Origin of the sequence: Streptomyces sp. SID13031, from assembly GCF_010548305.1 — a bacterium.
Taxonomy (GTDB): domain Bacteria; phylum Actinomycetota; class Actinomycetes; order Propionibacteriales; family Kribbellaceae; genus Kribbella.
In genome coordinates, this window is sequence record NZ_JAAGLV010000021.1 from 56703 (window position 1) to 69258 (window position 12556).

At 68.2% G+C, this 12556-nt stretch carries 17 protein-coding genes; 13 read left to right on the plus strand and 4 right to left on the minus strand.

Translation table 11 applies throughout. From position 1 onward, the window contains the following. The first annotated feature begins 12 nt into the window (after positions 1–12). On the plus strand, positions 13–213 hold the full coding sequence (locus tag G3I17_RS32750) for a hypothetical protein (RefSeq protein WP_164601900.1): 201 nt from the start codon (positions 13–15) through the stop codon (positions 211–213). On the opposite strand, the gene G3I17_RS32755 is transcribed toward G3I17_RS32750, so the two are convergent. Next, positions 182–721 (minus strand): NUDIX domain-containing protein, encoded by a 540-nt coding sequence (locus tag G3I17_RS32755; RefSeq protein WP_164601902.1) that lies wholly within the window; start codon positions 719–721, stop codon positions 182–184. The genes G3I17_RS32750 and G3I17_RS32755 overlap by 32 nt on opposite strands. Positions 722–784: 63 nt before the next feature. Here G3I17_RS32755 and G3I17_RS32760 point away from each other — a divergent pair, with 63 nt between their 5' ends. Then, positions 785–1207, plus strand: coding sequence for a hypothetical protein (locus G3I17_RS32760; RefSeq protein ID WP_164601904.1), 423 nt, complete (start codon positions 785–787; stop codon positions 1205–1207). Here the strand turns inward: G3I17_RS32760 and G3I17_RS32765 are convergent, their stop codons facing one another. Continuing rightward, the gene (locus tag G3I17_RS32765) at positions 1208–2011 is read right to left on the minus strand and encodes a deoxyribonuclease IV (protein ID WP_164601906.1); all 804 of its coding nucleotides are present in this window, start codon (positions 2009–2011) and stop codon (positions 1208–1210) included. Positions 2012–2117: 106 nt separating this feature from the next. On the opposite strand from G3I17_RS32765, the gene G3I17_RS32770 reads away from it, so the two are divergent. The 5 genes from G3I17_RS32770 to rplI all read left to right on the plus strand — a co-directional run bounded on the left by G3I17_RS32770 (position 2118) and on the right by rplI (position 4843). After that, on the plus strand, positions 2118–2876 hold the full coding sequence (locus G3I17_RS32770; protein ID WP_164601908.1) for a DUF4241 domain-containing protein: 759 nt from the start codon (positions 2118–2120) through the stop codon (positions 2874–2876). A 211-nt stretch (positions 2877–3087) separates the two neighbouring features. Beyond that, entirely contained in the window at positions 3088–3378 is a 291-nt protein-coding gene (rpsF, locus tag G3I17_RS32775) for a 30S ribosomal protein S6 (protein WP_164601910.1), read from the plus strand. A 67-nt stretch (positions 3379–3445) separates the two neighbouring features. Further along, the gene (locus G3I17_RS32780; protein WP_164601912.1) at positions 3446–4072 is read left to right on the plus strand and encodes a single-stranded DNA-binding protein; all 627 of its coding nucleotides are present in this window, start codon (positions 3446–3448) and stop codon (positions 4070–4072) included. 76 nt (positions 4073–4148) lie between these two features. After that, complete coding sequence (rpsR, locus tag G3I17_RS32785; RefSeq protein ID WP_020390880.1) at positions 4149–4382, plus strand: 30S ribosomal protein S18; 234 nt, start codon at positions 4149–4151, stop codon at positions 4380–4382. Between the two features lie 14 nt (positions 4383–4396). Next, positions 4397–4843 carry a 50S ribosomal protein L9 gene (gene rplI / locus G3I17_RS32790; protein ID WP_164601914.1) on the plus strand — a complete coding sequence of 149 codons (447 nt, stop codon included), beginning with the start codon at positions 4397–4399 and terminating at the stop codon, positions 4841–4843. Between the two features lie 106 nt (positions 4844–4949). On the opposite strand, the gene G3I17_RS32795 is transcribed toward rplI, so the two are convergent. Next, the gene (locus G3I17_RS32795) at positions 4950–5192 is read right to left on the minus strand and encodes a hypothetical protein (RefSeq protein ID WP_164601916.1); all 243 of its coding nucleotides are present in this window, start codon (positions 5190–5192) and stop codon (positions 4950–4952) included. Further along, a complete protein-coding gene (locus tag G3I17_RS32800) occupies positions 5189–6592 on the minus strand; it encodes a hypothetical protein (protein WP_164601918.1) in 1404 nt (467 codons plus the stop codon). Before G3I17_RS32800 ends, G3I17_RS32795 begins: the two co-directional genes overlap by 4 nt. A gap of 248 nt (positions 6593–6840) precedes the next feature. Between G3I17_RS32800 and G3I17_RS32805 the strand changes: the two genes are divergently transcribed. The 6 genes from G3I17_RS32805 to G3I17_RS32830 are packed head-to-tail and all read left to right on the plus strand — an operon-like array spanning position 6841 to position 12536. Beyond that, positions 6841–7476, plus strand: coding sequence for a DUF6668 family protein (locus G3I17_RS32805; protein ID WP_164601920.1), 636 nt, complete (start codon positions 6841–6843; stop codon positions 7474–7476). Between the two features lie 14 nt (positions 7477–7490). Beyond that, a complete protein-coding gene (locus G3I17_RS32810) occupies positions 7491–7760 on the plus strand; it encodes a TrbC/VirB2 family protein (RefSeq protein WP_164601922.1) in 270 nt (89 codons plus the stop codon). 44 nt (positions 7761–7804) lie between these two features. Beyond that, positions 7805–8674 carry a hypothetical protein gene (locus G3I17_RS32815; protein ID WP_164601924.1) on the plus strand — a complete coding sequence of 290 codons (870 nt, stop codon included), beginning with the start codon at positions 7805–7807 and terminating at the stop codon, positions 8672–8674. After that, a complete protein-coding gene (locus tag G3I17_RS32820) occupies positions 8674–9534 on the plus strand; it encodes a hypothetical protein (protein ID WP_164601926.1) in 861 nt (286 codons plus the stop codon). The genes G3I17_RS32815 and G3I17_RS32820 overlap by 1 nt, the downstream gene beginning before the upstream one ends. Before the next feature lies 1 nt (position 9535). Beyond that, complete coding sequence (locus G3I17_RS32825) at positions 9536–11041, plus strand: hypothetical protein (protein WP_164601928.1); 1506 nt, start codon at positions 9536–9538, stop codon at positions 11039–11041. Beyond that, positions 11016–12536 (plus strand): SCO6880 family protein, encoded by a 1521-nt coding sequence (locus G3I17_RS32830; protein WP_164601931.1) that lies wholly within the window; start codon positions 11016–11018, stop codon positions 12534–12536. The genes G3I17_RS32825 and G3I17_RS32830 overlap by 26 nt, the downstream gene beginning before the upstream one ends. Positions 12537–12556 lie beyond the last annotated feature (20 nt).

Sequence of the window (12556 nt, forward strand, 5' to 3'; positions counted from 1 at the left end):
GCGAATCTGTCGGTGGCTGCTCCTAGGATCGGCCGATGCCATCCGGTGCAGGTGTCCCTGCTGGCCGCGTTGTCGGCCGTGGCGGGCGCAGTACTGGCGCTACCGATGGGCCTCCGTACGGCGATCTGGGTCGCTGGTGCGCTGTGCCTGGTCAGCGCGTTCGTACTGCCGTGGAAGTCAGCTAGACCAGCCCCATTGCCTGAGCCAGTCTGACCAGGCCGGCCATCACGCCGTTGTTGTCGTCCCTGGCGTCGAGGTAGGTGATCGCCTCATCGGGCGGCAGCACGAGCACCTCGATCACCTGCTCGGCGTCGTCGGGATTGCTCGGGTTGCCGTCGACCGTCACGTCGACGACGTAGTTCGCCCAGTACGAGACCGGATGCGGGAGATGCGGCCGGTACGGTTCGGGCCGGCGTTGGTGGGCGCGGTGCCCGCCGAGCCAGATCAAGGGGCCGGTGACCCGGGCGCCAGCCTCCTCGCGCACCTCGCGTCGCACGAGGTGCTCGATCGTTTCATCCGGCTCACGGGTGCCACCGGGCAGGAAGCGCCAGCCCCGGTCGTTCTGGCAGACGACGATGCCGCCCTCGGTCCGGCCGACCACATGTGCCTTGCCGATCAGCTCGTCCGGTGGCTGCTCGGTCCCGAACTGGAGATCGACCCCACCCTCGGCCCAGTGGCTCGGAGCGTACAAGTGGGGAAACTGCTGGGCCCAGGTCTCCATCGGGGCATTCTTGCGTGCTGCTGGTGCGCGGGCGGCTTGGCGGTCTGCGGTAGCGTCCGGCGCATGGCTGTTGCCGAACCTGATCCCGAGCGCGCTCAGCGCACCACCGTCCGTGTGCTGTGGGCTTGCGCGGTGCTGACCGTTTTCGTCGGGGTCTTCCTGGTCTCTGATATCACCAAATCGGCCGACAGCTACCGGCCCGCGGCCTGGGTGGGAGTCACGCTGGCGGCGCTCTGCATGCTGGCGTTGGCGACGCTGTACGTCGGCTGCGCTCTGGGGCGAGTCACGCTGGGCACCCAGGTTGGGCGCGCGAGCCTCTTCCAGCTCTCGACCGTCTGCCTCGTCGTCGCAGTGGGCGCCGACATCTTCATTCCGTCCCGGGAGACCGGCGGCCTGGCGCTCGTGCTGCCGTGGGGCATCACCTACTGGCTGCACAACCTGAACCGGCCGCCCGCGGACCACGCGCCCTCCGACGCGGGGCAGTAACTACTTCAGGTGTGACCGGAGGTAGTCGATGTCGGCCTTCTGACCGTGGTCGCCGTTGGGGGTCTCGACGACGACCGGTGCGTCGGCGGCCTTCACCACCGCGACGATCTCGGCCGGGTCGATCTCGCCCTCTTCGAAGTTGCTGTGCCGGTCCGCGCCCGAGCCGAACGCGTCCCGCGAGCCGTTCGCATGCACCAGGTCGATCCGGCCGGTGATCGCGACCACTCTCTCCACCACCGTCGGCAGGTCCTCGCCGGCCGCGTGGAAGTGGCAGGTGTCGAGGCAGAAGCCGACCCGGTCGACGTGCTCGTTGCCGGAGCTCTGCACCGCGTCCCACAGCCGGGCGATCCGCTCCAGCTTGCGCGCCATCGCGTTCTCGCCGCCCGCGGTGTTCTCGATCAGCAGCGGCACCGGCAGCTCCGCGCGCTCGATGCACTTGCGCCAGTTGTCGAACCCTGCCTCGGGGTCGTCGTCCTCACCGACGTGCCCGCCGTGCACGATGACGCCCTTGGCGCCGATCTCGGCCGCCTTGTCGAGCGTCTGCTGCAGCAGCTTGCGGCTGGGGATCCGGATCCGGTTGTTGAGCGTCGCGACGTTCAGCCGGTACGGAGCGTGCACGAAGAGGTCGATCCCCTCCGCCTCCGCCCGCACCTTCAGCGCCTCGGCGCCGTCGGCGTAGGCCACCTTCGGGGCCTTGTAGTCCTGCGGGTCACCGAGAAAGAACTGAACCACCTCGGCTCCCCGGTCGGCAGCCTCCGCCAGCGGGTCGTTCTGCTCGACGTGCGCACCCAGTTTCAAGCTCATGCCGACACCCTAAGACCGCCCGCCGACAGTCCCGCAATCCCGCGGTACGACCGCCAGGACAAAGCCGCTGTACTGCGCTGTCGGTGGCCGGTCCTAGCCTTGCCGCATGCCAACAGCAGAGACCTTCCGCGCGCTGAAGCCCGGCCCTGTCCTGGTCGGTGAGGACACCTGGACCCTGACGGTGCACGACCTGGGCATCCTGCGCGTCCCGAGCGGCCGGCTCGAGGCCTGCGACCCGTTCGTGAATCTGGGCGAGGGTGCCGTCGTCGACATCCCACCGGGCGACCACCCGGTCCGGGTGACGGTGGCGGATGTGTCCGATGAGCAGGACGGGAGCCACCTGCGCGAGGCGTACCTGAGCGTTGTTCTGACCGACGGGGAGGCCGTATCCCTGGGCACGGCGACCGGCGCGGACCAGACGCTGGAGGACGGCGAGTGGCTCGCGGTCGGCGTGGACGCGGGCACGGTGGGCTTCGTGGACGCCGAGGCGGTCAGGGCCGCGATGCCGGCTGACGACTGGTACGAGGGGGTTTTCGACAACGGTACGGACGACAGCTGGTTCTCGCTGATGGACTCGGCTGAGCACCTGATCGCAGGCAGCGCGAACATCGTGATGCCCGCCGCCACCGCGGGGGAGAACGTCGTCCTGGCCCATTCGGGCTGGGGTGACGGGGTCTACCCGGTGCTGAGCACGCTGGACGGGGACGGCCGTCTGCTGGCGATCCACATCGACCTGCTCGTGGTCGGCGAGGACGAGGATGACGATGAGGACGACGACGAGCTCGAGGAAGACGGCGATGGCGATGGCGACGGTGCCCAGCCGGTGAAGCGCGGGTTGCTGGCGAGGCTGCTGGGGCGCCAGTGATGCCGACCCGCCGGGAAACTGGCCTGTGGATAGTGGTCAAGGGCACGTCCAAGCGCTGGTATTCTGTTGGCGTGGGCCCGGTCCTTCGACCGGGCTTACTGCTTGACCCAGCTCGGCGCCGACGGCGATTGTCGGCGGTGAGCGCACCGCATCGCCCTCCTGCCACGGAAAGACCGTGGCCGCCAAAGTCCGAAGGAGGTGGAGTTCGCGCATGCGTCGTTATGAAGTCATGGTGATCCTCGACCCTGAGCTCGAAGAGCGCACCGTCGAACCGTCCCTCGACACGTACCTGAACATCGTCCGCAAGGAAGGTGGCACGGTCGAGAAGCTCGACATCTGGGGCCGGCGCAAGCTGGCCTATGACGTCAAGAAGAAGTCTGAGGGCATTTACGCCATCATCGACCTGACCGCCACCCCGGCAGTCGTGAAGGAACTCGACCGTCAGCTCACGCTGAACGAGTCGATCCTGCGCACCAAGGTCATCCGCCCGGACCAGCACTGATCCCTGGGGCGTCAGGTGGTCTGGCGTCGTCACACCACTCAACGTCCGCTGTACAGGAGGAGTTGTCATGGCCGGTGAACCACCCATCACGTTGATCGGGAACCTGACGGGAGATCCGGAGCTCCGGTTCACACCGTCGGGGGCCGCGGTGGCGAACTTCACCGTCGCCTGTACTCCGCGCACGCTGGACCGGCAGAGCAACGAGTGGAAGGACGGGGAAACCCTCTTCATCTCGTGCGCTGTCTGGCGCCAGGTCGCCGAGAACGTCGCCGAGTCACTGACCCGCGGCGCGCGGGTAGTCGTCCACGGTCGTCTGAAGGCACGAAGCTACGACGATCGCGACGGCAACAAGCGCACCGTCTTCGAGTGTGATGTCGAGGAGATCGGCGCGAGCATGAAGTATGCGACCGCGAAGATCACCAAGACGACGCGCTCCGGTGGTGACGGCGGCGGCTTCGGTGGCGGCGGTGGCGGTAACCAAGGCGGCGGTTTCGGTGGCGGCGGCGGCAACCAGGGTGGCGGCTTCGGCGGCAACCAAGGTGGCGGCGCCCCGCAGAACGACCCGTGGGCGACCCCGGCCGCCGGTGGCGGAGCCAGTGGTGGTGGTGGTGGCGGTGGCGGCCAGGCCGCCCCGCAGAACGACCCCTGGGCAGGCCAGAGTGGCGGCGGCTCGATGGAAGAGCCTCCGTTCTGATCTCGTCGCAGGACTGTTGTACCGAGTGACCATTCCGGCAGTCGCCGGGCTCTAGGAGTAGGAACGGAGCACCACAATGGCCAAGATCATTCGGAAGCCCAAGAAGAAGGTTTGCGGCTTCTGCAAGGACAAGGCAACGTACGTCGATTACAAAGACACCGGCTTGCTGCGCAAGTTCATCTCCGACCGCGGCAAGATCCGCGCGCGTCGGGTGACGGGCAACTGCGTCCAGCACCAGCGCGATGTCGCAACCGCTATCAAGAACGCTCGCGAGGTGGCTCTGCTGCCTTACACGAGCACCGCTCGCTGAGGGAGGTCTGAGACATGAAGCTCATCCTTGCGCAGGAAGTCGAGGGCCTCGGAGCCCCCGGCGAAATCGTCGAGGTCAAGGACGGCTACGGCCGTAACTACCTCGTACCGCGCGGTCTGGCCATCGGCTGGACCCGTGGAGCAGAGAAGCAGATCCAGTCGATCAAGCGGGCGCGTGACGCCCGGGCGATCCAGGGCAAAGAGCACGCGAGCGAGGTCAAGAACCAGCTCGAGCAGCTCGGCGTCACGCTGGACGTGAAGGCCGGCGACACCGGTCGCCTGTTCGGCTCGGTCACCCCGGCGGATATCGCCGGCGCGATCAAGTCCGCTGGCGGACCGCTGCTCGAGAAGCGGGCGATCACGATCGGCTCGCCGATCAAGACCACCGGCAAGCACCAGGTCTCGGTGCAGCTGCACCCGGACGTGGCCGCCACGGTCCGCCTCGAGGTCGTCGCAGTCTGAGGCGAAGCCTCACGTAGTACTGACGAAGGCCCGCTCTCCTCGGAGAGCGGGCCTTCGTGTTTTGCCTGATCCTGACGAGTGAGGCGCAGCAGCCTCACGAGGTTGGTCAGCCTTGTTGGGGGGCCGGCCACTGTGGAGGTTTGGGGTCGTTGGTGGTGCTGCTGGCGTCGGGCTGGGCGACCTCGGGCCAGTCGGCCGGCTTCGGGTCGTCCGCCGTACCACCGCTGGCGCCCGGGTTCTCGATCGTCGGCCAGGTCCGCGGGGCCGGGTCGTCGTCGGCTGCTGCCGTGACACTGGGCAGCAGGAGCAGCAGCGAGCCGACGATGCCGGCCAGCAACCGCTTCCTCACTTCTTGTCCAGCGCGTACAGGACCGAGTCGTGCACGACGATCGCATGCGACCCAGCCACACCCCACGGGCGCGCGGTGCCCGGAGGCAACGTGCGGAACCGCCCAGCCGGTATGCCGGCGACCAGAGCGCTCCCGGTGTTGCCGTAGACCGTCTGGCCGGTGATCGACAGGGGCTGGAAGTCCTTGTAGAACGAGGTCTTCTTCGCGGTGAAGTTGATCATGCACTCACCCCAGGCAGCCACCTTGTGGGTGTCGTCCGGCAGCCATTGCCAGCCGGCCGCCTGGTTCGGTGCCGCGGTCGGGCAGGTCGCGACGATGGCACCCGTGTCGGTGGTGTTCACCGTCGGGATCACCTTGTCGGCGGCCGCGGTCTTCCAGATCACCAGCACGCGACCGGGGCTGGCGGCAACGATGTGGTCGATCGTCGTCGCGCCTCTCGGCTTGGCAGGGGTCAAGGTGACCTCGTCCTTGCCGGGCTGGTCCCAGTACAGCGGACCGCTGTACCGCGCCAGCAGGGCCTTGTCGCCGTCGGCCAGCAGCAGGGTGCTGCCCCGGCGCGGGGTCGGCAGCGCCTTGAGGTCGCCACCCGATACGACGCTTGCGCCGCCCTCACTGCCCAGGATGACCAGCGGCGACGGACCGAAGAACTGGACTTCGGCCGAGTTCGGCAGCTCCAGCTCGATCGCCTCGGCACCGTCACCGGCCCAGTAGTACAGGGATTCCGGCGCGACCACGGCCACTACGGACTTGCCGTCGACAGTGGTGTAGACCGGAGTCTCCGCGCCACGCGGCACCTTGTCCTGCCAGAGCACCTTGCCGTTGCTGTCGAAGACGGCGATCTTCTCGTCCGGCGTGATGATCGCGACCTCGGTGCCTTTGGGCGAGACGGCGGGGTTGGTGCCCTCCGCGAGGTTCACGGTCCAGCTGGCGTTGGCCGTCCAGCCCGGTGGTACCGGCCGCGCAGCGAACTGGTCCGGACCGACACTCGGCGCGGACAGCTCCGGGAGCTTCGGCGACACGGTCGGTTTGGTGATGTCGTCGGACGGCGGCCGCAGGACGACCAGATAGATCACCGTCGCCGCGATCAGTACGCCCGCCAGCGCGGTCGCCACGATGATCGGCCAGATCGGCTTGTTGCTCTTGGGATCGATCTCGACCGACTCGACCTGGCCGTCCGGGTGGATGATCAGCGGCCAGGACGCGCCGTCCGACTCGACCGCCGTCGCCTTGACCGGCCGGCCCAGCTGGGCGGCCCGCTCACTGACGAGCTGGATCGCCGCCTGCCGGGGGTCGTGGTGATTCACCGGATGACTGCGGCCGGCGATCTTCACCTCGGCGTTGTGGTCGTCGTACAGCCGGATCGTCACCTTCGGCCAGGACGGAATGCCCTTCTCAGCCACGGTGACCTCTCATTCCAGCCACAAAACTCCCTCGTTAGACCTTCTCCGACCAGGCCGTTCTAGCATGTCGTCCGCCCGTAACTCATGCTTCCGCCCGATGGCATGCCAATACGCGAGCCGGCCCGGCTCGTCTGACCCCGACAAGGGGGTAGAAACATCCTCGCCTGTGGATGGGTCACGCCAGTACACCCGGATAGCGAGAGAATACTGTGGGCGACAGCCCGTGACACGCCGCGAGAGGAGGGGCGATGACGCAACCGCAGCAGAACCCGTGGACTCGGCAACAACAGCCGGATCCCGCTCTGCAGGAGGCTCAGCAGGGCCCACCTCGGCCGGCGGACCTGACTCCGCGCGGGCCCGCGACGCCGCAGCACGGCGTGGTCGCGCCTGCTGAGGACCAGCGGCTGCCCAAGTTCGCCATCCCCGCTGCCGACACCCTCTGGTGGGTGGGCGTGCACGGCGGGTCCGGCGAGACGACGATGTCGCAACTGCTGCCTGGTACCAGGGCGTCCGGCCATCGCTGGCCGATCCCGCCGCCGCCGGTGCCGACGCCGGTGGTGCTGGTCGCGCGGACCCACGGATCGGGTCTGCGGGCGGCGCAGCAAGCCGCGATCGAGTGGGCCTCCGGCGTGGTCCAGGGAGTGTCCGTGCTCGGCCTGGTGCTGATCGCCGACGCGCGCGGTCGGTTGCCCAGGGTTCTCGACGACTTCGCCGACATCGTCGGCGGCGGTGTCCCCAGGGTCTGGGATATTCCCTGGATCGAAGAGTGGCGAAGGGGGGAGGATCCCACCCCTGACAACACCCCGGACGAGGTTTTCGAAGTCCTTGAGTCCATCTACGCTCTTCGCGCGTCGAATCCGGCGAGTTACCCCGCCCCTTACTGAAAGGCACCACCGCAATGATGCTGTTGGCACACCTGATTCCCGACCTGATCATGGGCAACGGCGGCGAGCCACCGCCCGGATCCGAGAAGCTGCTCAAGGTCGTCGACTGGGTCCGCTGGATCGCCTTCACCGTCTGCATCCTCGGCATCCTGATCGCCGGCGCGATGATGGCCGTCGGCCAGCGCCGTGGCGAGGGTGGCGAGCACGCCGCCCGGCTCGGTTGGGTCCTCGCGGCCTGCGTCGTGATCGCGTCGGCCTCGCTGCTCGTGGGCGCGCTCAAGTGACGTTGCTCAACCCGTTCCACCCGGCCGCCGGAGGCTGATCCCAAGTGGGACTGTTCAGCCGGGACCCTGACTCCGATTCCGGAGACGGCAGCGCCGGGGACGACGGATCCAGCGCCTGGCAGCAGCGCGGATTCGTCGCCTCAGCGATCGTCGTCGGCGCCGTGGTCGTGTGTCTGGTGGTCTGGCTCTTCGCCCGGGGCGGCAACACCCCGGCGAGCCAGCCGTCGACGCCGACCAGTAGCACCAGCGCCGTCCCCACCGAGCAGCCCACCGACGACCCCAACGGCCCGCCGGCGACTCCTTCCGGCCCGCAGCCGACCGGTACTGCGACCAGCACGCCGACCGCGCGCCCGAAGCCGGGTGTCGGCGGCTGCAAGAGCATCAGCCAGAACCAGCGGATCCCCAGGACGACGCCGACCGCGGTGACCTGGGAGTTCGACTCGGACATGTTGATCCCGACGCAGCAGGAGGGTGGGCCGGCGGTGATGGACAGCATCGGAGTCCGCTCCTGCTTCGCGCACTCGCCGACGGGCGCGGTACTGGCCGCGTTGGTGACCCTCGGCCAGATCCGCAATCCCGATCTGACCCTGCCGGTGCTGCGGCAGCGCTTCGTGAACAACGCGGGCCTCAAAGTGGCGCTGGCCGAGGGCAAGGCGACGCCGCCGACGCCGGGGCAGACCAAGCAGGTGGCCCAGTTCACCGCCTTCAAGGTGCTCGACTATCTGCCGCAGCGCGCGATCATCTCGGTCGCCGTCCGGATCGACGACCGGAACGTGGCCGCGATCCCGGTGACGATGGTCTGGGCAGGCGGTGACTGGAAAGGCTCGTTGCAGACCGACGGCAGTTTCAACGGCGCGGTCGAGCCCGACCTGCTGCAGTCGATGACCGGGTACGTCGGGTTCGGGGGCGCGTGATGATCCCGCTGATCAATTGCTGGTGGCCGCCGAACTGGGACGACTGCATCACCGAGTACCTCGGCAAGGCCGTCAACGTGGCGATCGGCGGCTTCTTCTCGCTGATCTTCGAGGCGATCAAGTCGATGGTGGTCGCGGCCGTCGTCGCGGTGATGAAGGCAGTCGGCTTCCTGTGGCTCAAGATCGAGTCGCCGGATGTCCGCGGCAACGAGACGATCGGCTTCATCACCGGGCACACGTACTACATCCTGGCCTTCATCGCGACGCTCGCGGTGATCTTCGGCGCCATCAAGATGGCCGTCTCGCAGCGCGGTGAACCGGTCCGCGACATCCTCAAGAGCCTGATCACGATGGCGATGGTGTCGGCCGGCATCACCGGCTTCAGCGCGCTGCTGATCGAGGCCTCGGACGAGTTCTCGAACTGGATCATCGGCCAGGCACTCGGCGGCCACACCTTCCAGGCCAGCCTGGACGCCAAGCTGACCGACCCGCTCAAGGGTCAGGTCGGGCTGGCGCTGGTGATCCTGATCGGCATCCTGATGGTGATCAGCGGGCTGATCCAGTTGGCGTTGATGATCATCCGGTTCGGGATGCTGATCCTGCTGATCGGGATCGTGCCGCTGACCGCCGCGGCGACCAACACCGAGATGGGGATGATGTGGTTCAAGCGATCGATCGCCTGGCTGGCCGCGTTCGTGATCTACAAACCGGTGGCCGCGCTGATCTACGCCACCGCGATCAAGCTGATGTCGGCACCGGCTGACGACACACTCAAGGTCATCACGGGCGTGACGATGATGGTGATGGGAATCGTCGCCCTGCCCGCGCTGCTGCGCTTCGTCTCCCCGAAGGCGGCTTGAGATGATCAGGATCGCGCTCTGCGCGGGCAGTTGGTACGACTGCCTGCTGGGTTGGGTCAAGGAAGCTCTCGGAACCGCCGTCGGAAAGTTGATCGAACTCGTGTTCCAGCCGATTCTCGACGCCCTGGCCGAAGCCGTGGCCAACATGTTCAGCACCATCGCGACCTTCTGGGTCTACATCCCCACCCCGGCGGTGGGCAGCGAGGCCACCGGCGCCCCGGCCGGCGACACGGTCGGCTGGATCTGGACCCATACCCAGTACATCGCCATCTTCGTCGCCGTCCTCGGCGTGATGGTGGCCGCGATCCAGATGGCGTTCACCCAGCGCGGCGAGAGCGCCCGCGACCTGCTCCGCTCGCTGATCACCTTCGGGGTCGCGTCGGCGTTCAGCATCGCGATCGTCCAGGCGCTGGTCGCGTTCGGCGACCAGTTCGCGAACTGCATCGTCACCACGGCGGTGCGGGGCGCCAACGACTGGCAGTGCGTCGACCTCGACCAGAAACCGGCCGTGCTCGAGGCCGGCAACGGGTTCCGCGACACGATGAAGGGCGTGATGGGCTTCTCGGCCACGGCCGGCACGGTCGGTATCGGGCTGATGATCACGATCGGCATCCTGACCCTGCTCGCCTCGGTGATCCAGGTCGTGCTGATGGTGGTCCGCAGCGGGATGCTGATCCTGCTGCTGGGCGTCCTGCCGATCGCGGCGGCGGCGACCAACACCGAGATGGGCAAGGCCTGGCTCAAGCGGATCATCTCCTGGCTGCTGGCCTTCATCCTCTATAAACCGGTCGCCGCCCTGGTCTATGCGACGGCGATCATGCTGGCGTCCAACAACGGCCACGGGTTCAACTTCGACGACGTGCCGGACCCGGCCGGACGGCAGATCATGAACATGGTCGTCGGCGTCGTGATGCTGGTGCTCGCCCTGTTCGCGCTGCCCGCGCTGATGCGGTTCATCGCTCCGATGGTCGCGGCGACGGCCGGCTCGGCCGGCGCCGGAATGATCGCGGCCAAGATGATCGGCGCGGACAAGATCGGCGAGAAGGTGAGCGACTCCACCAACACCCAGGGCGATGGCCCGACCGGCTCGCGGAACGTCGGCCGGCCGAGTCAGCAGCCGTCGAGCCCGAGCGGGTCGCAGAATTCGGCACCTCAGCCCAGCGGCGGCGGTGGGGGTGGCGGCGGCGGCGGAGGTGGCGCTGGAGGTGGCGCCGGAGCCGGTGCTTCAGGTGGTGCGTCAGGCGGCGCGGCGGGCGGTGCGGCCGGGGGTGGTGCAGCGGCCGGTGGTGGCGCGGCCGCAGGTGGTGCTGCCGCGGGTGGTGGCGCCGCGGCAGGTGGTGCGGCCGCAGGTGCCGGCGCAGCGGCGGGTCCGGTCGGCATCGCGGTGGTCGCCACCGCGGCAGCCGTCAAGAAGGGCATCGACGTGACCAAGGACGCGGCCCAGGCGGGCGCGAGCGAGACGATCGACAACGACTCGATGGATGAGGGACCAAGTGGCAGCGGCTGACAACATCCGGAGCGTCCCGCGGACGTACGGGAACTGGCGCCAGCCGGCCTCGGCCGGTATCGGCGGCCTGGGGTCGCTGGGCACCGGCATCATGATGATCGGCCTGGTCATCACCATCATCACGATGACGGCCGGCGGTCTGATCCCGGCGCTGATGGTGTTGCTGGTCGTCGGCGCCGTCCTGCTGCTGTTGATGACCAAGGACAAACACAACCAGTCCGCACTGCAACGGCTCTCGACCCGTATTGGATGGCAGCGAGCAAAGATGGCCAAGCACAACGTCTACCGTTCCGGTCCGCTCGGCCGGACGCCGTGGGGCAAGTTCCAGCTGCCCGGTCTGGCGGCGGCCTCCCAGCTGAGTGAGTACAAGGACTCGTACGGCCGGCCGTTCGCGTTGCTCTTCTACCCGAGCACCCGGCACTTCACGGTGATCATCAACGCCGAGCCGGACGGCGCATCCCTGGTCGACGAGGACCAGATCGACGTCTGGGTCGCGCACTGGGGTCAGTGGCTCGCCTCGCTGGGCCACGAGCCGGGCATCATCGCCGCCTCGGTCACGGTGGAGAGCGCGCCCGACACCGGGATCCGGCTGCGCCGCGAGGTCCTCAACAACATGCAGGAAGGCAGCCCGGCGATCGCCCGGGCGATGCTGACCGAGGTCGTCCAGACCTACCCCGAGGGTTCCGCGCTGGTCTCCGCCCGGGTCGCGCTGACTTTCAAGGGCACCGACCGCAGTGGCAAGCGGCGCAAGGAAGACGACATGGGCCGTGAGCTCGCGTCCCGGCTCCCGGCGCTGACCCAGAGCCTGAACTCCACCGGTGCGGGTGCCGCCCGTCCGGTCACCGCTCAGGAGCTGTGCGAGACGATCCGGATCGCCTACGACCCGGCCGCCGCCGGACTGATCGACGAGGCCCGTAGCCAGGGCATGTCGCCCGAGCTCCAGTGGACCGACGTCGGCCCGGCCGGTGCGCAGTCCTTCTGGGACAAGTACCGGCACGACAGCGCGTGGTCGGTCACCTGGCAGATGACCCAGGCGCCGCGCGGTGAGGTCTTCTCGTCCGTACTGTCGCAGCTGGTCGGTCCGCACCCGGACATCGACCGCAAGCGCGTCACACTGCTCTACCGCCCGCTCGACGCCGCTACCTCGGCCCGGATGGTCGAGGCGGACAAGCGCAACGCGTCCTTCCGGGCGAGTACCTCGTCCCGCCCGTCGGCCCGGTCGCTGGCCGAGGCCAGAGCAGCCGACCGGACCGCGCAGGAAGAGGCCCGCGGTGCCGGTCTGGTCAACTTCGGCATGGTCGTCACCGGCACCGTGATGTCGGCCGAGCAGATCCCCGACATGGTCGCCGCGATCGACAACCTCGGCGCGACCGCCCGGGTGTTGCTGCGTCCGGCGTACGGGTCGCAGGACTCCGCCTTCGTGGCGGCGCTGCCGCTCGGGGTCGTGCTCCAGAGTCACCTGTCGGTACCGGCCGGCCTCCGGGAATCGCTATGACCCAACGGGAGTCGTTGTGA